The 21021-nt window shown below is 60.2% G+C and carries 22 protein-coding genes, 1 tRNA gene and 1 pseudogene; 6 read left to right on the top strand and 18 right to left on the bottom strand.

Going from position 1 to position 21021, the window contains the following annotated elements:
* Nucleotides 1–6: 6 nt before the first annotated feature.
* The gene (locus tag BLL38_RS02345) at nucleotides 7–462 is read right to left on the bottom strand and encodes an anti-virulence regulator CigR family protein (RefSeq protein WP_076961171.1); all 456 of its coding nucleotides are present in this window, start codon (nucleotides 460–462) and stop codon (nucleotides 7–9) included.
* A gap of 50 nt (nucleotides 463–512) precedes the next feature.
* Nucleotides 513–1202 (bottom strand): HAD-IA family hydrolase, encoded by a 690-nt coding sequence (locus tag BLL38_RS02340; protein WP_076961170.1) that lies wholly within the window; start codon nucleotides 1200–1202, stop codon nucleotides 513–515.
* 144 nt (nucleotides 1203–1346) lie between these two features.
* Between BLL38_RS02340 and BLL38_RS02335 the strand changes: the two genes are divergently transcribed.
* Both BLL38_RS02335 and BLL38_RS02330 read left to right on the top strand, forming a co-directional pair.
* The gene (locus BLL38_RS02335) at nucleotides 1347–1703 is read left to right on the top strand and encodes a DUF2784 domain-containing protein (RefSeq protein WP_076961169.1); all 357 of its coding nucleotides are present in this window, start codon (nucleotides 1347–1349) and stop codon (nucleotides 1701–1703) included.
* A gap of 96 nt (nucleotides 1704–1799) precedes the next feature.
* Nucleotides 1800–2015: pseudogene (locus BLL38_RS02330) on the top strand (M24 family metallopeptidase); the annotation flags it as partial.
* A 175-nt stretch (nucleotides 2016–2190) separates the two neighbouring features.
* Here the strand turns inward: BLL38_RS02330 and BLL38_RS02325 are convergent.
* Nucleotides 2191–2280, bottom strand: a tRNA-Ser gene (locus BLL38_RS02325).
* A gap of 333 nt (nucleotides 2281–2613) precedes the next feature.
* Here BLL38_RS02325 and BLL38_RS02320 point away from each other — a divergent pair.
* The 3 genes from BLL38_RS02320 (at nucleotide 2614) to BLL38_RS02310 (ending at nucleotide 5292) form a co-directional block, all read left to right on the top strand.
* Nucleotides 2614–3303: a crotonase/enoyl-CoA hydratase family protein gene (locus tag BLL38_RS02320; RefSeq protein WP_076961168.1), complete on the top strand. Its 690-nt coding sequence runs from the start codon at nucleotides 2614–2616 to the stop codon at nucleotides 3301–3303.
* Nucleotides 3304–3519: 216 nt separating this feature from the next.
* A complete protein-coding gene (locus tag BLL38_RS02315) occupies nucleotides 3520–4266 on the top strand; it encodes a lysophospholipid acyltransferase family protein (protein WP_076961167.1) in 747 nt (248 codons plus the stop codon).
* A 54-nt stretch (nucleotides 4267–4320) separates the two neighbouring features.
* Entirely contained in the window at nucleotides 4321–5292 is a 972-nt protein-coding gene (locus BLL38_RS02310; protein ID WP_076961166.1) for a magnesium and cobalt transport protein CorA, read from the top strand.
* Nucleotides 5293–5317: 25 nt separating this feature from the next.
* On the opposite strand, the gene BLL38_RS02305 is transcribed toward BLL38_RS02310, so the two are convergent.
* The 3 genes from BLL38_RS02305 to BLL38_RS02295 form a co-directional block, all read right to left on the bottom strand.
* Nucleotides 5318–6040: an amidotransferase gene (locus BLL38_RS02305; protein WP_076961165.1), complete on the bottom strand. Its 723-nt coding sequence runs from the start codon at nucleotides 6038–6040 to the stop codon at nucleotides 5318–5320.
* Nucleotides 6041–6137: 97 nt separating this feature from the next.
* Nucleotides 6138–8282: a 3-hydroxyacyl-CoA dehydrogenase NAD-binding domain-containing protein gene (locus tag BLL38_RS02300; RefSeq protein ID WP_076961164.1), complete on the bottom strand. Its 2145-nt coding sequence runs from the start codon at nucleotides 8280–8282 to the stop codon at nucleotides 6138–6140.
* 16 nt (nucleotides 8283–8298) lie between these two features.
* The gene (locus tag BLL38_RS02295) at nucleotides 8299–9504 is read right to left on the bottom strand and encodes an acetyl-CoA C-acetyltransferase (protein ID WP_076961163.1); all 1206 of its coding nucleotides are present in this window, start codon (nucleotides 9502–9504) and stop codon (nucleotides 8299–8301) included.
* Between the two features lie 674 nt (nucleotides 9505–10178).
* Here BLL38_RS02295 and BLL38_RS02290 point away from each other — a divergent pair.
* Nucleotides 10179–11003, top strand: coding sequence for a c-type cytochrome (locus BLL38_RS02290; RefSeq protein ID WP_415640211.1), 825 nt, complete (start codon nucleotides 10179–10181; stop codon nucleotides 11001–11003).
* Nucleotides 11004–11031: 28 nt separating this feature from the next.
* Here BLL38_RS02290 and BLL38_RS02285 read toward each other — a convergent pair whose 3' ends face one another.
* The 12 genes from BLL38_RS02285 to BLL38_RS02230 form a co-directional block, all read right to left on the bottom strand.
* Nucleotides 11032–11835, bottom strand: coding sequence for a transglutaminase family protein (locus BLL38_RS02285; RefSeq protein WP_076961162.1), 804 nt, complete (start codon nucleotides 11833–11835; stop codon nucleotides 11032–11034).
* A complete protein-coding gene (locus BLL38_RS02280) occupies nucleotides 11832–12782 on the bottom strand; it encodes an alpha-E domain-containing protein (protein ID WP_076961161.1) in 951 nt (316 codons plus the stop codon). Before BLL38_RS02280 ends, BLL38_RS02285 begins: the two co-directional genes overlap by 4 nt.
* Before the next feature lie 4 nt (nucleotides 12783–12786).
* Nucleotides 12787–14196 (bottom strand): circularly permuted type 2 ATP-grasp protein, encoded by a 1410-nt coding sequence (locus BLL38_RS02275; RefSeq protein ID WP_076961160.1) that lies wholly within the window; start codon nucleotides 14194–14196, stop codon nucleotides 12787–12789.
* Between the two features lie 463 nt (nucleotides 14197–14659).
* Complete coding sequence (locus BLL38_RS02270) at nucleotides 14660–15001, bottom strand: ribonuclease E inhibitor RraB (RefSeq protein WP_076961159.1); 342 nt, start codon at nucleotides 14999–15001, stop codon at nucleotides 14660–14662.
* A 210-nt stretch (nucleotides 15002–15211) separates the two neighbouring features.
* Nucleotides 15212–15448 (bottom strand): hypothetical protein, encoded by a 237-nt coding sequence (locus BLL38_RS02265; protein ID WP_232243836.1) that lies wholly within the window; start codon nucleotides 15446–15448, stop codon nucleotides 15212–15214.
* A 102-nt stretch (nucleotides 15449–15550) separates the two neighbouring features.
* The gene (locus BLL38_RS02260) at nucleotides 15551–16156 is read right to left on the bottom strand and encodes an START domain-containing protein (RefSeq protein WP_076961157.1); all 606 of its coding nucleotides are present in this window, start codon (nucleotides 16154–16156) and stop codon (nucleotides 15551–15553) included.
* A 41-nt stretch (nucleotides 16157–16197) separates the two neighbouring features.
* The gene (locus BLL38_RS02255; protein ID WP_076961156.1) at nucleotides 16198–16452 is read right to left on the bottom strand and encodes a YkgJ family cysteine cluster protein; all 255 of its coding nucleotides are present in this window, start codon (nucleotides 16450–16452) and stop codon (nucleotides 16198–16200) included.
* A 161-nt stretch (nucleotides 16453–16613) separates the two neighbouring features.
* A complete protein-coding gene (locus BLL38_RS02250) occupies nucleotides 16614–17102 on the bottom strand; it encodes a translation initiation factor 2 (RefSeq protein ID WP_076961155.1) in 489 nt (162 codons plus the stop codon).
* 104 nt (nucleotides 17103–17206) lie between these two features.
* Nucleotides 17207–18646: an aminotransferase-like domain-containing protein gene (locus BLL38_RS02245; RefSeq protein ID WP_076961154.1), complete on the bottom strand. Its 1440-nt coding sequence runs from the start codon at nucleotides 18644–18646 to the stop codon at nucleotides 17207–17209.
* 238 nt (nucleotides 18647–18884) lie between these two features.
* Entirely contained in the window at nucleotides 18885–19688 is an 804-nt protein-coding gene (locus tag BLL38_RS02240) for an OmpA family protein (protein WP_076961153.1), read from the bottom strand.
* A complete protein-coding gene (locus BLL38_RS02235; protein WP_076961152.1) occupies nucleotides 19685–20041 on the bottom strand; it encodes a DUF4398 domain-containing protein in 357 nt (118 codons plus the stop codon). Before BLL38_RS02235 ends, BLL38_RS02240 begins: the two co-directional genes overlap by 4 nt.
* Before the next feature lie 9 nt (nucleotides 20042–20050).
* Complete coding sequence (locus tag BLL38_RS02230; protein ID WP_076961151.1) at nucleotides 20051–20866, bottom strand: substrate-binding periplasmic protein; 816 nt, start codon at nucleotides 20864–20866, stop codon at nucleotides 20051–20053.
* Nucleotides 20867–21021 lie beyond the last annotated feature (155 nt).

Below are 21021 nucleotides of genomic sequence, written 5' to 3'. Positions count from 1 at the left end.
TCTCGATCAGTTCAATACGTCATTGAGCACTTCATAAATGATCCCGGTGGCAATCGTCACCAGAATCAGGTCGGTGCCCGCCTGTTGCCATTCGTAGCCATCGTAATGGGGCAGGCGCCCCAACAGGCGCCCATCGAGTTTCTTGGCAATCCCCGGTGGCAGGGGTTTGCCACGGGCCAGGTTTTTCTGGATGCCCGGCGGCAGGGATGAACCGCCGCGCCAGTAGTCGCGGTTGTCGCCAAGGATCACCCGCACGCCGCCGACATCAATTTGCGGGCTATTGTAAGAGGCCCCTGCGCCTTTCTTGCCGCCCCCCTGCCCCTGGTTACCCTGGCCACCCTTATTGCCATGGGCACTGCCTTTGTCCTTGCCATTGCCGTTACCGGGGTCGGCCAGCAGCGCCGGGGAACCGATGATCAACGCCAAGCTGGTAAATACGAGTAAAGCGCGTGATTTAGACATGATCCGTCTCGACAGTGGCAAGCCCCGTTGGCTCGTATCAGCTTAGAACATCAGCGCATCGGCGGCAGACCGTACGCAGCCAAGTCGAAGTCCGCGAGTGTGCGGATGATCTGGTCGGCGTGGGCGTACTTGCTGTCGGCCATGGCTTCATCGGGCACTGCGATGGCGGTCATGTTCGCGGCCTTGGCAGCAGTCACGCCAAACGGTGAGTCTTCAAACACCAGGCAGTCCTCGGGTGCAACGCCCAGGCGACGGGCAGCGGTGAGGAAGATGTCCGGCGCAGGCTTGGCCGCGCCCACCTCCGGGTCGTCGGCAGTGACAATGGTACCGAACAGGCCAAACCATTCACGGTGCAGCGTGGTCTTGTGGCCAAACGAATGGCGCGACGAACTGGTGCCCACGGCTATCGGGATACCGTGGGCACTTAAATGCCGCACCAACGCCTCGGCGCCCGGCATGCCCAGGGCCTTGGGAAAACGCTCGCTCATCAACGGCTCGCGGATCCGCAGGAACTCCTCGGGGGTGATCGGCAAGTCCAGCGCCTTGACCAGATACTCGGCCAGGTCCTGGGCGCCACGACCAATGATGTGCTGCTTGATACCCCAGTCATACGTGCGGCCATAACGTTCGGCGATGATCTGCGTGACTTCGGTGTAGATACCTTCGGTATCCAGCAACAACCCGTCCATATCGAAAATCACGGCCTTGATCGGGCCAACAGCAGTACGCGGTGCATTCATCACAACAGATCCGTGGCAGATGACTAAAAGGATTCAGCACAATAACGGTGGCCCGGCCCTACAAGCAACCGCAACCCGCCCACCTCTGGTTTCAGGCGGCCTCATCCAGCACACTTGGCAGCCTCACCCGACGCGATCGCTCCTATGCTCTTTCGACTTGCCGCCGACACCCTGGTGTTGTTCCACCTGGGCTTTATCCTGTTCGTGTTGTTCGGGGGCCTGCTTGCCCTCAAGTGGCGGCCGGTCATGTGGCTGCACCTGCCCGCTGCGGCCTGGGGCGTTGCCGTTGAAGTGTTCCACCTGCCCTGCCCCCTGACCCGCTGGGAAAACCTGCTGCGCCACCTCGCCGGGCAAGAAGGTTATGGCGCGGGTTTTATCGAGCACTACATCCTTGCCCTGATCTATCCGGCGGGGCTGACGCCACAGATCCAACTGGGGCTGGGCGCCCTGGTCCTGTTGATCAATATTGCGGTGTATACGCGCCTGGTCAGGCGCTCGTAGCCTGGCTTCGTTGCATGCGTGGGTATCCCGATCACATTTTTTCGCTATATAGTAAAAGATATAACGATTAGCCAATAAAAACCGAGGACACCCCCGTTGAACGCACCTTTGAAGGAAGCCGTGGGCGCCGCCTACAGCATCGACGCCATGCGCTACGCCCAAGCCATGACCTGGCGCGCCATCGAGCAATTGTCCCAGCAGATCCGCCCCGGCATGCTCGAATCCCAAGCCCGGGAACTGGGCAAGCAGGTGCTTGCCGATCTGGACATGCAGCGCATCTGGCACCCGCTGCTGGCGGGAAAGGGGACAGATTTATTTTCTGTAAAACGCCCACCATTGACCGAGTTCAGGCAAAGCGGCGAGCGCGGAGGGGGCATTTCGGCAGACGAGCCCCCCCGATCTGTCCCACATGGCCATTTTTCAAACACCAAAAACCACAAACCCCCGGCTTTCTCTAGGAAAACTGGGGGTTTGTGTTTGTAGAATGTGGCGGTGAAGGAGAGATTCGAACTCTCGATACAGTTTCCTGTATACACACTTTCCAGGCGTGCTCCTTAAGCCACTCGGACACTTCACCGTATCTCGTCAAACTGATTCAGTCTGTCGAGGCGCGCTAATGTAGTCGAAAGCTTTTCCGATGGCAAAGGTTTTTTTCAGAATTTTCATGCGCTTAGACGGTTATCTCGGCCCACATCCCTCTGGTAGGGGGTGAAGGGTGGCGATTGTGCCATTCTCAAGGCTTGTCGGTAGGCGTGCAGAGTGGCTGGCAAGTACTGTTGTAGGCTGCTCCAGGCCGGCGGGTTGGGAAAAGGCTGACTGGCCAGTCAGTCATGGCGCTTTACCGGGGCGGTCATGCTGGGTAACGTCTGCGGCCTGCCCTTCTATTAAACGTATTACAAGGAATCGCGTCATGAGTGAGTTGATTGCCTACCACCTCGAAGACGGTATCGCGACCCTGACCTTGAGCAACGGTAAGGTCAATGCCATTTCACCGGCCGTGGTCAGTGCGTTTAATGAAGCGCTGGACCAGGCCGAGAAGGATCGGGCGGTGGTGATTATCACCGGTACGCCGGGGATTCTGTCGGGGGGTTATGACTTGAAGGTGATGACGGCCGGCCCGAAAGAGGCGGTCAGCCTGGTGACGTCGGGCTCGACCCTGGCGCGCCGTCTGTTGTCGCACCCGTTCCCGGTGGTTGTGGCGTGCCCTGGGCATGCAGTGGCCAAGGGGGCGTTCCTGTTGCTGTCGGCCGATTACCGGATTGGTGTCGAGGGGCCCTTTAGCATCGGCCTGAATGAAGTGATGATCGGCATGACCATGCACCATGCCGGGATTGAGTTGGCGCGTGATCGCCTGCGTAAGTCGGCGTTTCATCGTTCGGTGATCAATGCCGAGATGTTCACCCCGCAGGACGCGTTGAATGCCGGTTTCCTCGACAAGGTGGTAGCCCCCGAGGCGCTGCAAGCGGCGGCCCTGGAAGTGGCGCGGCAGTTGAAGAAGATCAATATGAACGCCCACAGGCACACCAAGCTGAAGGTGCGTAAGGCCCTGTTGGAGTTGCTGGATAACGCGATCATCCAGGACCAGGAGCATTTGGTCTAAGCCACCCAAGCCGGCATCAATCCAAGCCCGACTTTATGTCGGGCTTTTTCTTACAGCCAATTCTTAATCGTCTTGCAACCGCTCTAGATGGCATCTGTCTCCATCTTCTGAAACATGTACTTAAACATCGCTCATCTTCTACCTCTACAGGGGTAATTGCCGAATACAGTGCACATCCGTACACTGCGCCACCTTTTGTCCCAATGGGCCGTGTCGATGCTCTATTGTTTACGCATGTTATTGATGAGCCTGCATTTTATGATCGCGGGCGTGCTCGGCGTGCTGCTGGGGATCTGCCGGCCGTTCAACCCGGATAACAGCCGGCTCTGTGCTCGCCTGTATGCCCTGCCCGCCATGTGGCTGCTGCGGCTAAGGGTCACGACGCAAGTGGACTCGCTGCACAACAAACCCAGCAGCTGCGTGATCATCGCCAACCATCAGTCCAACTATGATCTGTTTGTGTTTGGCAACGTGGTGCCCTACCGCACCGTGTGTATCGGCAAGAAGAGCCTGAAGTGGGTGCCGCTGTTCGGGCAGTTGTTCTGGCTGGCGGGCAATGTGTTGATTGACCGGGGCAACCCACAAAAAGCACGGCGCTCGATGCTGACCACCACCCATACCCTGCAACACGAAGAAACCTCTATCTGGGTGTTTCCCGAAGGCACCCGCAACCTGGGTGAGTCGTTGCTGCCATTCAAGAAAGGCGCGTTCCAGATGGCGATTGCCGCCGGTGTGCCGATTGTGCCGGTGTGCGTCAGCACCTATGTGAAGCAGATGAAGCTCACTCGCTGGAACAGTGGCGATATCTTGATCCGGTCATTGGCGCCGATTCCTACAGCAGGCTTGACGATGGATGACATGCCCCGGCTGATGGAGAAGTGCCGGGAGCAGATGGTCGAGTGCATTACAGCCATGGATCAGGCACTGCAAAAACCTGAAGGTAAGCCGGCTCCTGCACTGTAGCGTTTCAGGCTAAGCTGGCCGGTTACTGCCACTTGTAAAGAAGCGATCAGTATTATGGGTAGAGTTGTTGCCGCGGCCGTCTATAGCGCCGGGAAAAAAGTCACGGATATCACCCTCGATGAAGGCGCCGCCTGGGCGGCCAAGCCCGGTCACTTTGTGTGGATCGGCCTGGAAGAGCCCAACGCCCAGGAGTTGGCCAACCTGCAACGCCAGTTCAACCTGCATGAACTGGCCATCGAAGACGCCCTGGAAAAACACAGCCGGCCCAAGCTGGAAACCTTTGGCGACGCACTGTTTATCGTGACCTACTCGCCGGTGCGCCATGAGGGCAAGCTGGAGTTTATCGAGACTCATATCTTCGCCGGCAACGGCTATATCATCACCGCGCGCAACGGCCACTCGGCATCCTACGGCTATGTGCGCCAGCGCTGTGAGGCGCGGCCGCTGTTGCTGGAACACGGGGAAGATTTCGTACTCTATGCGCTGCTGGATTTTGTCACCGAAAACTACCAGCCGGTGAGCGAGGCGATTCATGCCGAGATCGATGCGCTGGAGCGCAACGTGCTGTGCAATGCCCTGAATGAGCGCGATATCCAGAACCTGCATGGCCTGCGCCGCGACGTGCTGCGGCTGCGCCGGCATGTGGCGCCGATGGTGGAAATCAGCGAGGAATTGCAGAAGCTGAACTTCCCGTTTATCGACAAGAACATGCGCCCGTACTTTCGCGATGTGCAAATCCATGTCACGCGGCAGATGGAAGACCTTTCGACCCTGCGCGACATCGCCAGCCAGACCATCGAGATCGGCGTACTGCTGGAGGCCTCGCGCCAGAGCGTGGTACAGCGCAAGTTTGCAGCCTGGGCGGCGATCCTCGCGTTCCCCACGGCGGTGGCCGGGATCTACGGGATGAACTTCCAGAACATGCCGGAACTGCAATGGCACTATGGCTATTTTGCGGTGCTGGGATTTATCGCGGTGGGGTGCACGGGGCTGTGGGCCAGCTTCAAGCGCTCGGGGTGGCTATAACCGGCCCACCCCGCTCACTCAATGATCAGGCCACCTGCGGCTTGTGTGCCACAAAACGCATCATCCATTCCGCCACGGTTACGCCGTGGTGGTCGTGCGCCAGGCTGGCGACGCCGCGTTGGTAGATCTGCTCGCCCAGGTTCTGCTGGCGAATGTCCAACAGTGCCCGGGAGTAATCGTGGATAAACTCCGGGTGCCCCTGGAAGCACAGCACCTGGTCGTTGATGTGATAAGCGGCAAACGGGCAGAAGTCGCTGGAGGCGATCACCGTGGCGTTTTCCGGCAAGGCGGTGACCTGGTCCTGATGGCTGATCAACAGGGTCAGTTCTTCCACCACCGGGCTCATCCACGGGGCCTTGGCGGCCAGTTGATAGTTGTGGATACCCACGCCCCAGCCCTGGCTCGCCCGCTCGCTCTTGCCGCCCAGCAGCAACGCTAGCAGTTGATGGCCAAAACAGATGCCAAGTAGCTTGTCGCCCCGCTTGTAGCGGTTCAACAGGTAGGCCTTGAGGGTTTCGATCCACGGGTCGGTGGCGAAGGAATCCGCCTTGCTGCCCGTCACCAGGTAGGCGTCGAACACTTCGCTGTCTGCCGGGTAGAGGCCTTGCATCACGTTGTAGACGATGAACTCGGCGGCAATCGGCTGCTGCGAAAACAGGCGCTGGAACATCTGCCCGTAACCTTGATATTGATCGACCAGTTCTGGACGCAGGATATCGGTTTCCAGAATGCAGATGCGTAGCGACATAAAAAATACCTGACACGGTGGTGGGAATAATGCACACCCGTCAGCCTGCCCTGAAATACCCTTTCAAGGCAAGCCCCACCGAGGCCCTGTCGGATGGCTAGAACGTCGTGCCCTGGGCGGCTTTTTCCAGCAACAAGGCGGGCGGGGTGAACCGCTCGCCGTATTGCTCGGCCAGGTAACGCGCCCGCGCTACAAAGTCGTTCAGCCCGTACTGGTTGATAAACTGCAGCGCCCCGCCGCTCCAGGCCGCAAAGCCGATGCCGAAGATCGAGCCAATATTGGCATCGGCGGTGGACATCAACACGCCCTCCTCCACGCACCGCACCGTTTCGATGGCCTGGATAAACAGCAAGCGGTCGCGCACGTCCTGGGCTGAAATCTGCTGGCTGGCCTGTTCAAAGCGCACCTTGAGTTCTGGCCACAGGTATTTCTGGCCATCACTGGGGTACTCATAGAAACCACCGCCCGCCGCCTTGCCCGGACGCTTGTACTCATTAAGCAACAGGTCGATCACCGCAAAGGCCGGATGCGCGGGCAGTGTCTTGCCTTCGGCCTGCAGATCCTTGGCTGTCTGCTGGCGGATATGGCTCATCAGGCTGAGGGAAACTTCGTCAGAAATCGCCAGCGGGCCAATCGGCATCCCGGCCTTGCGCGCCTCGGTCTCGATCATCGGCGCAGCCACGCCTTCGCCGAGCAGGGTGATGCCTTCGTTGGTGAAGGTGCCAAACACCCGCGAGGTGAAGAAGCCGCGGCTGTCATTCACCACAATCGGGGTTTTCTTGATTTGCAGTACGAAATCAAAACCGCGAGCCAGGGTTTCGTCGCTGGTGTTGGCACCCTTGATGATTTCCACCAGGGGCATTTTTTCCACCGGGCTGAAGAAGTGCAGGCCGATAAACTTGCCTTGATCCGGCACCGCACTCGCCAGGCCGCTGATGGGCAAGGTGGAGGTATTGGACGCAATCACCGCATCAGCGCCCACCACACGCTGGGCGGCGGCCGAGACCTTGGCCTTGAGGTCGCGGTCTTCAAATACGGCTTCGATGATCAGGTCGCAGCCAGCCAGATCGACATCATTATCTGTAGGATGGATCCGCGCCAGGGTGCTTTCCCGCTGCTCAGGCGTCAGTTGCCCACGGCTGACCTTCTTGTCCAGCAGCGCCGCCGAGTGGGCCTTGCCCTTCTCTGCCGCCGCCAGCGTGACGTCCTTGAGCACCACCTCCACGCCCGCCGACGCGCTGGCGTAGGCAATCCCCGCGCCCATCATGCCGGCGCCGAGGATGCCGACCTTGCGTGTGACATACGGCGCAAACCCCGCAGGCCGTGAGCCTCCGGCGTTGATTTCGTTGAGCTGGAACCAGAAGGTGCCGATCATGTTCTTCGCCACCTGGCCGGTGGTGAGTTCGGTGAAATAACGGGTCTCGATCAGGTGTGCGGTGTCGAAGTCCACCTGGGCGCCTTCCACGGCCGCGCAGAGGATTTTCTCCGGGGCGGGGAAACAGCCATGGGTTTTACTGCGCAGTATCGACGGCGCAATGGCGAGCATTTGCGCGACTTTCGGATTGGACGGTGTGCCGCCAGGAATCTGATGGCCCTTGATATCCCAAGGCTGTTTGGCCGTCGGATTGGCCAGGATCCAGGCCCGGGACTTGGCCAGCAGCTCATCGCGATCCGCCGCCAACTCGTCGATCAACCCGGCCTGCTGGGCCTTTTGCGCGCTGATCTTCTTGCCTTCGAGCAGATATGGCAAAGCCTTTTCCAGGCCCAGCATGCGCACCATGCGCACCACCCCGCCGCCACCCGGCAGCAGGCCCAGGGTGACTTCCGGCAAGCCGATCTGCACAGCTGGATGATCCAGCGCCACACGATGCTGGCACGCCAGGCACAGTTCCCAGCCACCGCCGAGGGCTGCGCCGTTGATCGCGGCTACTACCGGCTTGCCCAGGGTTTCCAGGCTGCGCAGTTGCGCTTTGAGGCCCAGGACCATGTCGTAGAACGCCTTGGCGTGGGGCTTGTCGACTTTGATCAGTTCATTGAGGTCACCGCCGGCAAAAAAGGTTTTTTTCGCCGAGGTGATAATGACCCCGGCCAACCCATCCTTTTCCGCGTCCAGGCGCGCAACGGTAGCGGCCATGGCCTCGCGGTAGGCCGCGTTCATGGTGTTGGCACTCTGGCCGGGCATGTCGAGGGTCAGCACCACGATCTGGTCCTGGCCTTTTTCGTAACGAATGGCGTCGCTCATGACAGATTCCTTAGGCTCAGAGGCGTTCGATAATGGTGGCAATACCCATGCCGCCGCCCACACAGAGCGTGGCCAGGCCGTAGCGCTGCTGGCGCGCCTCCAGTTCGTCGAGCAGGGTGCCGAGGATCGCGCACCCCGTGGCCCCCAGCGGGTGGCCCAGGGCAATCGAGCCGCCATTGACATTGACCCGGGCGGCGTCGATGCCCATGTCCTTGATGAACTTGAGCACCACCGAGGCAAAGGCTTCGTTGACCTCGAACAGGTCGATGTCCTCGACCCGCAGCCCGGCCTTGGCCAGGGCCTTGCGGGTGGCGGGCGCGGGGCCGGTGAGCATGATGGTCGGGTCGGTGCTGGTGACCGCCGTGGCGACAATGCGCGCCCGCGCTTGCAGGCCCAGTTCGCGACCCCGAGCCTCGGAGCCGATCAGCATCAAGGCCGCGCCATCGACAATCCCGGAGCTGTTACCCGGCGTGTGCACATGCCGGATGCGCTCGACATGGCTGTAGACCCGCAAGGCCGTGGCATCGAAGCCCATCTGGCCCATCATTTCAAAGCTGGGCTTGAGCTTGCCCAGGCCTTCGAGCGTCGAGTCGCCCCGGATAAATTCGTCGTGATCGAGCAGTACGATGCCGTTCTGGTCCTGCACCGGGATCAGGGATTTCTTGAAGGAACCGTCTGATCTGGCCCGTGCCGCTTTCTGCTGGGAGTGCAAGGCGAAGGCATCGACATCTTCGCGGGTGAAGCCTTCCAGGGTGGCAATCAGGTCGGCGCCAATCCCCTGGGGCGTGAAGTGGCTGTGCATATTGGTCTGCGGGTCCAGCACCCAGGCACCGCCGTCGCTGCCCATGGGCACGCGGGACATGGACTCGACACCGCCAACCACCACCAGGTCCTCGAAACCGGAACGCACCTTCATTGCCCCGAGGTTGACTGCCTCCAGGCCCGACGCACAGAAGCGGTTGACCTGCACACCGGCGACGCTGACGTCCCAGTCGGCCACCAGCGCGGCGGTCTTGGCGATATCCGCCCCCTGGTCACCGACCGGTGTGACGCATCCCAGCACAATGTCATCCACCTGGCGCGTGTCCAGGTCGCTACGCTGTTGCAGGGCAGTGAGCAAGCCGGCCAACAGGTTCACCGGCTTGACGCTGTACAGTGCACCATCGGCCTTGCCTTTGCCCCGGGGCGTACGTATTGCATCAAAGATCAAAGCTTGGGTCATGACGTCCTCGAACCACTGTGCAATGGAGCTCTCAAGGGGAGAGCCGACCGTGCCCTTACCTTAAGCGCCACGAGGGCAGATTCAATGACCGATGCGCTCATTGACCTTGACGACCACGCTCAGACGAACGGTAGGAGACTACCGGAAACCTCGGGTTAATCGTTTTAGCTGTCTAGCCAAGGGGCTGGGGCGAAGATGGCTATCTGCCTCATACCTTTTTAAAAGGATTTCAATATAACTTGATATGAAAGCGATCTAAGCCACGTCCGACAGGGGCTCTAAGGTTGAATCAGTAAGACGTGTATGAAGCTGCTGCCGGGTCTTGCTGGAGCAGCTGTAAGAAAAATGCCATCTAGCCGGCTTAACGTAGCCAATGGATGGTGCATACATCGGCGCATTTGACGCTTAGGAATAACAACAAAAGGCAGTCAGCCATGTTCAAACAATCGAAAGTTCGCCAGGCGGGGCTCATTCTCTTCGCCACTACATTGATTCTGATTTTGCCCAACCTGACCAAGATCATTGGTTGAACGGGCCGTTCACACCTAGACATTGCAGCTCTTGACAGCACCGCCCGGGATCTCGCTTATAGCGCTCCTGTGGTCGGGGCTGTCTTTTTGCCTGCGGTTCAGCAGCTGATTTCCGGTATCGTGGGCGCGAATCGCCATTGCCATATGGGCTTCGCCTTGAAACCGATTATCGTCCTGCTGATGCTGATCCTGGCCTACCCCGCCAGCGCGGCCCAATTGACCATCGAGTTGGATCACAGCCGCACCACCTGGCACACCGCCGACCTGCTCAAGCACCCGGCAGCACAGACGGTGCAGATCGTCGATGACGTTTCCTACAAGCGCAATATGACCTATCGCGCAGTACCATTGGCCGCCCTCTTACCGGGCCTGCAAGCGCAGAACCATGTGCAGGCGGTGGCGCTCGATGGTTTCGCCGCCGAACTGGCCGCCGCGCCACTGCTGCAGCAAAGCGGCGCCCAGGCCTGGTTGGCAGTGGAGGACCCGGCTCAGCCGTGGCCCCCGCTGGCCACTGGCAAACCCAGTGCCGGGCCGTTCTATCTGGTGTGGACCCAGCCCCAGGCGAGCCGGATCAGCCCGGAACAATGGCCATTCCAGATCTCGACGATCAAACAGTTGAAAACCGTGGCCGAACGCTTCCCGGCGCTGCTGCCCGATCCTGCGCTGGCGGTGGATGATCCGATCAACCAGGGGTTCGCCCTGTTTCAGAAAAACTGCCTGGCCTGTCATCGTCTAAACGGCGCGGGTGACGCGCAAGTAGGCCCGGATCTGAATCTGCCCTACAGCCCGACCGAGTATTTGGGCAGCGACTTCCTCAAGCGTTACATCCGTGATCCCCAGAGCCTGAGGCATTGGCCGCAAGCCAAAATGCCAGCGTTTGCCGCCAGCGTGTTGCCAGATACCGACCTGGAGTTGCTGGTAGGGTATTTGAAGCATATGGCCACGCGCAAAACCGACCCGCACTTGTAGAGCCGGCTTCAGCAGGATGCGGCAGGGATTATTGCTGCTGCACCAGAATCACCGGGCTCGGTGCCACAAACACCCTGGCATGCATCTGCTCATGCCCGCCGCCACGGCGCATGCCGCGCACCGGGCACGCGTCGAGGTAATCCAGGCCCACCGCCAGTTTCAGATGCCGCTCCGGGCGGGCCAGTTGGTTGGTCACATCGAAGCTGTACCAGGCGTCATCCAGCCAGGCTTCGGCCCAGGCGTGGCTGGCCAGGTGTTCGCTGTCCTCGCTGTACAAATACCCCGACACATAGCGCGTGGCGATCCCCAGGCTGCGCGCGCAGGCCAGGAAGGCGTGGGCATGGTCCTGGCAAACCCCGGCACGCCCGGCGAACGCCTCGGCCGCACTAGTCTCCACTTGCGTGGCGCCTGGCACATAGGCGATGTGCTGGTTGAGGGCGTGCATCAGGTCGATCAGGGCATTGCGATCCCGACGCTTGCCGCAGTGCTGCTGGGCAAAGGCGCGCAGGGCCTCGTCCGGCTCGGTCAGGCGCGTGCAGCGCTGGAAGGGAAAGGGCGATTGGCTGTCGTGCTCGGCCTCGCGCCACTCGTCGATGTCCACCTGGCCACGGGCGCCGATGATGATCGACTCATGGGGTTCGTCCAGGGTCAGCACATGCAGGATATTGCCGAACGGGTCCAACTGGGCCCGCACCGGACGCGGTAGATCCAGTTGCCAACTGAGCACATGCTGGCGCTCGCTGTCGTGGGGGGTCAGGCGCAGGTACTGGATGCTGGCACGCACCTGGTCTTCATAGCGGTAGGTGGTTTCGTGGCTGATGGAAAGTCTCATGCCGCCTCCAGGTAGGAATGGTGAATGGCGTTGCCCAACTGGCGCACCAGGGGGATGAAGTCGGTCAGCCAGGCGTGCAGGCCTTCCTCAAGGATTTCGTCAATCGCGGTAAAGCGCAGGCGCGCGTCCATCTCGGCGGCCAGGCGCTGGGCCGGGCGGCCGTTGATGCCGGGCAGGCTGGCGAGGATCTGGTCAATCTCTTCGCTGCACGCGCGCAAGGAGCGCGGTACATCGGCGCGCAGCAGCAACAGCTCGGCCACCTGGCGGGCACCGGGAGCGTCACGATAGACCTCGGTGTAGGCCTCGAAGGACGACAAGGCCCGCAGCAGCGCGCTCCACTGGTAATAGGCGTGGGCGGTGCCATCAATCACCACGGCGGCCTGGTCGCCGGCCATCTCGTAGCGCGCATCCAGCAGGCGCAACGTGTTGTCGGCCCTTTCGATAAAGGTGCCCAGGCGAATAAAGCGAAAGGCGTCATTGCGCATGATGGTGCCGTAGGTGGCGCCGCGAAACAGGTGGGAACGTTCCTTGACCCACTCGCAGAACCGGCTCATGCCATAGCGGCTCAGCCCCTCCTGGGCGATATCGCGAATATCCAACCAGGTGGCGTTGATGTTTTCCCACATGTCGGCGGTAATCCGCCCACGTACGGCATGGGCACTGGCGCGGGCGGCGCCCAAGCAACTGTAGATGCTCGCCGGGTTGGCCGCGTCCAGGGCGAAGAAGTGCAACAGGCGCTCGGCATGCAGCTCGCCGTGGCGTTCATGGTAGTCATCCAGGGTGCCGGTGATCAGCAGGGGCATGGCCAGTTCGTGCAAGCCATCGCCGCGTCCATCCTGGGGCATCAGCGACAGTGAATAGCTGACATCCAGCATGCGTGCGAGGTTTTCCGCGCGCTCCAGATAGCGCGACATCCAATATAAATCCGAGGCAGTTCTGCTCAACATGGTTTCATTCCTCGACCACCCAGGTGTCTTTGGTGCCGCCGCCCTGGGACGAGTTGACCACCAGCGAGCCTTCACGCAGCGCCACGCGGGTCAGCCCGCCGGGCACCACACGGGTTTCCTTGCCGGACAGGACGAACGGCCGCAGGTCGATATGCCGGGGGGCGATGCCGTTTTCGACAAAGGTCGGGCACGTCGACAGGCACAGGGTCGGCTGGGCGATGTAGGCATGGGGCTTGGCCTTGATCCGCGCCCGAAAGGCTTCGATCTCGGCAGCGCTGGCGGCCGGGCCAACCAGCATGCCGTAGCCACCGGAACCCTGGGTTTCCTTGACCACCAGCTCGGGCAGGTTCGCCAACACATGGGACAGCTCGTCAGGCTTGCGACACTGGAACGTCGGAACATTCTTGAGGATCGGCTCTTCATCCAGGTAAAAACGGATCATGTCGGTAACGAAGGGATACACCGACTTGTCATCCGCCACCCCGGTGCCAATGGCATTGGCCAGCACCACGTTGCCCGAGCGGTAGGCGGCCAGCAGGCCCGGCACGCCGAGCATCGACGCCGGGTTGAAGGCCAGCGGGTCGAGGTAGGCATCGTCGAGGCGGCGGTAGATCACATCCACCGCCTTCGGCCCGTCGGTGGTGCGCATGAATACGCGGTCGTCACGCACGAACAGGTCGGCGCCTTCCACCAGCTCTACCCCCATTTCCCGGGCGAGGAAGGCATGTTCAAAGAACGCGCTGTTGAAGCGCCCGGGCGTCAGCACCACCACGCTGGGGTTGTCCAGCGGGCTGGCGCTTTTCAGGGTGTCGAGCAACAGGTTGGGGTAATGATCGATCGGCGCGATGCGCTGGGCGGCGAACAGCTCGGGGAACAGGCGCATCATCATCTTGCGGTCTTCGAGCATGTAGCTCACACCGCTGGGGGTGCGCAGGTTGTCTTCCAGCACGTAGTACGTGCCGTCGCCATCCCGTACGAGGTCGACACCCGAGACGTGGGAATAGATATCTCGGTGCAGGTCCAGACCCTGCATCGCCAACTGGTATTGCTCGTTGGCCAGCACTTGCTCGGCAGGAATGATCCCGGCCTTGATAATCCGCTGGTCGTGGTACAGGTCGGCGAGGAACAGGTTCAATGCCTTGACCCGCTGGATGCAGCCACGTTCGACCACTCGCCATTCACTGGCGGGAATGCTGCGCGGGATGGTATCGAAGGGAATCAGGCGCTCGGTACCCTGTTCGTCGCCGTACAGGGTGAAGGTGATACCGGCGCGGTGAAACAGCAAATCGGCTTCACGCCGACGCTGGGCCAGCAGTTCCGGCGGGGTTTGCTCCAGCCAGCGGGCAAACTCGCGATAGTGCGGCCGGACCTGGCCAGCCTCATCGTACATTTCATCGTAATAAGTGCGGATCATGCCGAACTCCTTGTCACCCGGACGCAACGGACTGTCGCAAGGCCCGTGCCAGCGGCATAAACACTTAAGTATCAATCAGTTGGATATAACCCAAGACAGCGCCGCACCGTCCTGGTGCAGCCACCATCCCCGCTTCGCCATGCTCGCTTCAAACAGACGCAGGCGTTGCCTATCACCAGCATAGTCAGAGTTGATTTCACTGCCCGATAAACCCTGCGGATAATCACTCCCATGCGCTGAACAGGATTCGTCCTACAGCATCAACCTATCCCGGTCGGTAATTTGTAAGTGCAAGTACCGACCGGTTCCCCCTTCTTTCCGGTCTTCCCTTTTGGCCACCCTGCTCGGGTGGCTTTTTTTTGGTGGAGGATTTTTCGCAATAAGTTCCAAGTACTTTGCGCCGCCACAAACAAAATCGGCCGACCCGAGGGTCAGCCGATACGCTGCTTTATTGATCATGTGTCTACATGGGTAACCCACGAACCTCGTGCTTTACGCCCCATCCCTCGATAATCCCGCCCAAGGGCTCGACTACCGCCTCGAAGTCCTGCTCGAAATCACCGATACCGTCATAGGTGGCGAACATGACCTTGCTCAACTCCAGGAACCAGGCACCGTCATCCCGTGCACTGACCTGGGCATTGATCGACTCCCCACGAAACCGACCCGCCGCCCGACGCGCATGCTCCTCATCCGGGAAAATGGCGTAGAACTCGATGGGGTGGAAACGTGAGAAGTCGAAGCCGCCCTCTTTCATGCGGCGTAACACGTGGGTGCTGATGTCTTCTTGATAGGCTGTGCTCATGAAACGTCCTCCTCAACCAATGGATAGACTTTCCGTGCTTCCCAGGCCTGCGCGTGAACGGCGCAGGTAGACGGCAATGACATCGCCGCAGGAAAACAAGCATGTAGCTGACAAGACCAGACCTTAGCGATTCATTCGCTGATCTCTCTTGCAGAGTAGCGCGAAGCTATCACCTCCACCAGCAGCGCTTTAACGACCGTCAGGGAATATTCAGGCGGCGGGAGAAATATCGAGGATCTGGATACTGTTCTGATCCTTGAGGCTTTTGACCGTCGGTTCGGCGATCCGGCCGTCCAGGTCATTGAGGTCCAGCTTGGCGGGAATGGGCAGCAATTTGGCGCGAATCATCTGCGCTGCATCTTCGAGGCTAGGCTTTTGCTCACAGGCAAACTGCTCTACCGATTGCACGCCGTGATCGTCAACGAAGGTAACTTGCCAGTTTTGCATCAGTGCCTCCTCGATAAAGCCCATGGATGGGCTTACACATATCTGGACCTTGAGGGCACGGTGATCGTTCCACTCAAGGCAGGAGGCACAGCTCGGTTGCGCTTACGGTTTCTCGGCAAGTGCCTTGAGGGCCTTCAAAGTATTGAAGGGCGCATCGACCACAAACTTGTTGGCCAAGACGGAGGGCACGCTGCCACCTGGCTCGGTATGGACCTGGTAGGTCACTTCGGTCTGGTTAGGGCCTTTGGGCACCAGTTTCCAGAAGCCATCGACCTTGGCTACGCGCACATAACCTTTCTCTTCTGGCTTGTAGGTGGGCACACCTTGCAGTTTGCGGGTCACACTGCCATCGCCGCCCACGGTGGTAGTGACATGGATGTAGGAGTCACGATCCGTTACCGGGAAGGGTGCGTTGAATTGGGTATAGGTCCAACTCTCGTCACCCTTTTGGTCCACCAGCTTCTGGGATTTGCACTCGTGGATCCAGGCACAGGCACCCGCCACGTCCTCCTGCAAAGCCCGCACCTTGGTCAGCGGCGCATTGATCAGGGTGGTGCCCTGGTAAGCCTTGTATTTCGAGCCAGCCACCTCATTCAACGACACCTTGATGCCGTCTTCATCCTTTTCTACTTTCCAGTCTGCCTGCGCAGTAGCTGCAAACAACACCGTAAAACCGCACAACACAGCCATTCGTTTCAGCGAACCCATTGTTGTATTCCTTATTGTTGAAGTTCTGACATTAAAGCCCACTAAGCCGCCGTCATCTGCTCCCACCAGCCGATCAACCTGATCGCTTCTTCCTGGCTACTACCACAGACTTCAAGATCCGCCGCAAAGGCACCGCACACCGCAGGCCGCTCAGGCTGGCCAAACAATTGGCACAGCTGTTCGACCGACAGATGCAGGCAGCGTTCGCCCGCAGGCTTGCCATTGGGCATACCGGGCAACGGCGAACTGATGGAAGGCGCGATACAGCAGGCGCCACAGCCTTCACGGCATTTCATGACCAGCAGGTCCTCGACGACAAAGTGTTGATGGCCGGGCTAGAGTACGCCCTAAAACATGCGTTTTAAAATGGTCTAACAGGGGTTTTTCGCAGAAAACAAAAGTGACCGACCAGTCTGCGACAGAAGGTCTGTGGATCAGGTCACTTGGGTGGGCAACATTAATTCTTGAACTCAAAATCCAGGGCCGCACCTTCCACGTCACGCCGCTCTTCATTGCGCATTTGCAGCTGCATTTCGTTGCTCAGCAAGCGCCCGTTGATCTGGAATGCACTGTTATCGACCGGCTTCTCACCAAACATCGGCGGCAACAACGGCACATTCTTGGGCTTGGGCATAGTGCCGAGGGGCTGCAGGTGCCGGACCATTTCCTGGGGCAGGCTGAGGTCCAGTTTCGCCGGTGGCAGCCTGGTCCGGGCCACTTCATGGGCCGATTTGGACTTGCTAGCGATAGGCGCGCGCTTTTTTTCCTTAGTGGCCTTTTTAACCGGGGCGGTTTTTTTCGCCTGGACTGTTTTTTTCGCCGGTGCCGGCTTTTGTTCAGCAGCTGCCAGCACGACTGGCGCACTGGCAGGCGCTGCCAGTACTGAAGTGGCGTTGCACAGGCTCGCCAGGCAGATCAACAGTGCAGCAGGGAAAATAGAGGTCATATCGCCAACAGCATTAACGGCAGAAGGCCATATGCTCGCTTGTTGAGCGCAGCATGACAAGCGTGGTGATTAGCCGGCTACCGCTCATGCCCCGTTTTGGCGCGTCAAAAACCGCTCGCGGCCTCCTGGCACAACTGGTTGGCCAGCATGCCCAGGGTCATCAGGGCGCGCTCGGCCTCACGGTTCCATGGGGTGCCGCAATTGAGCCGAATACAGTGGTTGAACTGTTCCGTATTGCTGAAGATCAGTCCCGGCGCAATGCTGATGCCCTGCTGCAAGGCGCGCACGTGCAGTTCCTGGGTGTTGACCCGGCCCGGCAGGCTGACCCACAGGATAAAGCCGCCGGTCGGCCGGCTCATCTGCGTGCCCTCCGGGAAGTACTGCTGCACCGCCAACTGAAAGGCACTGAGGTTCTTGCGGTACTCCTGGCGGATATAACGCAAGTGCCGGTCATAACCGCCGTTCTCCAGGTACGCCGCCACGCCCATCTGCGTGACACTGCACGCCGAGTGCGTGCTGAACATCTGCAGGCGCTGGAGCTCTTGCTGGTATTTGCCGGCGATCATCCAGCCGATGCGCACCCCGGGCGACAGGGTCTTGGAGAAGCTGGAGCAGTAGATCACCCGGTCCAGGCGGTCATAAGCCTTCAGGGCCTTGGTGCGGCCCAGTTCAAACATCAATTCGCCATAGATATCGTCTTCGACGATCTGGATATCGAAATCCGAGGCCAGGCGCAGCAGCTGTTTCTGCCGCTCTTCTGGCATGGTGCCACCCAGGGGATTGCTCAGGCGCGTGGTCAGCACCAGGGCCTTGATCGACCATTGGTTGGCTGCCAGTTGCAGGGCTTCCAGGCTCATGCCGGTGGCCGGGTCGCTGGGGATTTCGATGACCTTGAGGCCGAGCAGGTCCGCCAGTTGCAGCAGGCCGTAATAGGTGGGGGATTCGGCGGCGATCAGGTCGCCGGGACGGGTCAGCACCCGCAGGGACATCTGCAATGCATCGACACACCCGTGGGTGATCACCACTTCGGACGGATCGACCACCACCCCGGCATCGCGCATGCGAATCGCAACCTGGCGGCGCAGCGGCTCAAAGCCCGGGCTGAACATATAGCTGAACGCCCGCGGGCTCTGGAAGCGTGTGACCTTGGCCAGTTGCTGGTGCAGCGCCCGTACCGGCAGGTAGTCGACACTGGGCACGGCGGCGCCCAGGGGGAACACCCCTTCGCGCCGGGATTCGACCAGGACCTGCTGGATAATGCTGCTGCGGGTGACCAGGCCCGGGCGCTCGACCCGGGCGATATCCGGCGTGGGTGCGGTCAGGGCCGGGGTCTGGTGCACGTAATACCCGGATTGCGGCCGCGCACGGATCAACCCCTGGTCTTCGAGATTGGCGTAGGCCTGCAACACGGTGGCATGACTGACATTGAGCTGGGAGCTCATCTTGCGCACCGAAGGTACGCGCTCACCCGGTTGATAGACGCCGCGTCGGATATCTTCAGCCAATTGCTGGGCGATACGTTGGTAAAGCAAGAGATTGGTCATGACGCAGCACTCGATTTCACGGGTATTTTATTTTTGTGTGAAACATACCGGCACAGTTTAGAAGTGTACGGGGACAGTTGCCACAATAGTCGAGGATCGGCGGCAGTGATAGAAAAAACTGTATGGGTTGAACGCAATCGCGGACATAAAAAACCCGATCAAGGATCGGGTTACGGGGCGAGACACACAGCATATTCCCTGGGGGAGCTGGCTTGCCAGCTCCCACAAGAACTGAAATTCAGCGCGCAGCGCCGAGCTGGCCCTTGTCGTCGGAGAAGACGATTTCCACACGCCGGTTCTGCGCACGCCCCCGCTCGGAAGCATTCACCTCCACCGGGTACTGATCGCCATAGCCTTCCACCTGGATGCGCTTGTCATCAATGCCCAGGTCGATCAGGACATCCGCCACGGCCTGTGCCCGGTCCCGGGACAGTTTGAGGTTTTCCTGCTCGCCGCCGGTACTGTCGGTATAGCCCTCGATCCGCACTACCCGCTTGGGGTTTAGTTGCAGGAATTGCACGATCTTCAGCACTGTCCGGTTGGCGGAGTTCTTCAGCTCGGCCTGGCCGGTGTCGAACAGCACGTCGCCCAGGGTCATCACCAGGCCACGGTCGGTCTGGGTGGTGGTCAGGCTGGCGATCTGCTCTTCCAGCCACTTGCCCTGTTGCTGCACGCTCAACAACTTGGCCTCGCGCAGTGCCAGTTGCAGGCGCTGGCGCTCCAGTTCGAGCTTGGCCGCACGCTCCTCGTTAAGCACCAGTTGCGTATGTTCCCGGGCAATCGCGCTGTAGCGCTGACTCAGGTAGGCGTAATGCACCACATCGCCACCGCTGCCCCAATAGGTGGACAGACGGTCGGCACGGGCCAGGGACTCACCGGCGCGGATCACGTCCTTGGGCGCGATGCGCAACACATTGGAGTCTTCCTTGACCTTCTGGAAATCGCTGCCGGCCTGCTGCAACGCGGTATCGCTATTGGGATGACTGGCACAGCCGGCGAGCATCAGGCTGCTTAACAGCAGCCCACAGGTCAGGCGGTTCATTGGGCATCTCCCAGTTGCTTGCGCAGGCGGGTGATGCGGGTGTCGAGGACATTCAACTGTTCCTGGCTTTTTTGCGTCAGCACCCGCGCCTCTGCCAGGCGGGCATCCAGTTCGGCCTGTTCAGCCTGCATGCGGGCATCCTTGTAGGACTCATCCGCCATATCGGCCTTGGCCTGGGCCAGCTTTGTCTCGGCAAGCTTCAACTCGGGCACGTCGTCAGCGACGGCCCCTACGGCGGCGGCTTGTTCCAGGGCTTGCTGGGTCAGGCGCATCTGTTCATTCGGCGCAGGATCTGCGGCACAGCCCGCCAGCGTTACAACGGCGAGGGCGGCGAAAAGAGGTCGAATAGTCACTAAAAATCCCTACTTTGTTGGGGTGCCGACGGGTTGCTGTAACTGCGTCTTCCAGCGTTCGATATTGCGCTGCAACGCGGCTTCCGTCAGACCGGACGCGGCCAATTCTGTCATCTTTTTGGCAAGCTGTCCGCGCAACCACGGATCATTGCAGGCCGAGTTGTGGGAAATCGCCAGGAACAGCCCCGGCTGATCAATCGGCCGTTCACGGGCCTGCAGGTCTTTGCTCATGCCCAGGGTCTGGGCCATGGCCATGCCGGAGTAATGTCCGGCCAGCACGTAGTCCACTTCACCCAGCAGCAGTTTCTGCAAGGCCGGGGTCAAGGTTGGCACACGTTCCAGGGTCAGGTGTTCGGCGGCAAAGGCGGCAAATTCAGGGGACAGGCGCGCCCGCTCCGAAACCGCGCCCTTGTGGCCATACAGGTCAGCTGCGCTGGCATAGACCAGGGGCGAGTCAACGCGGGTCCATACTCGGTAATCGGCCTGCATCAGTGCCGGGTGGATGTAGTCCAGGGTCTCCAGTTCGCTGACAGTCAACGGCGCGTCGAGCAACATATCCATGCGCCCGCTGCGCACTTCCTCCAGAGCCAGGGAACGCTTGCCGCCGTACAGCAGGTCGATTTTCAGCCCCAGCTCCTTGGCCACTTGTTGCAACACATCGGCATTGGCGCCGATCAGGTGCGTGGGGGCTTGGGGGTCACGCCACAGGTAGGGCGGCGCATCCGGGCTGCCGGTCACCACCAGGCGCTCGCATTTGCCAGCCGCGACAGACATGGTCGGCAGCAGTGACAGGCCCAGCAGTACAGTCCAGCGGCGCAGTTCCATGGCGTGGTTTCCCGATCAAATAGTTGCGTGATCGAGTAGGAGGCGGATTCACATCCGCCGTCCTCTCACACCACCGTACGTACGGTTCCGTATACGGCGGTTCAGGTTATACGGTTAAGTCGGTTTATCGTATCCAGTATCGAGACCAGCCCGAG

The sequence above is a fragment of the Pseudomonas gessardii genome, from assembly GCF_001983165.1.
Classification (GTDB): domain Bacteria; phylum Pseudomonadota; class Gammaproteobacteria; order Pseudomonadales; family Pseudomonadaceae; genus Aquipseudomonas; species Aquipseudomonas gessardii.
This window is presented reverse-complemented; position numbering and strand designations above follow the sequence as displayed.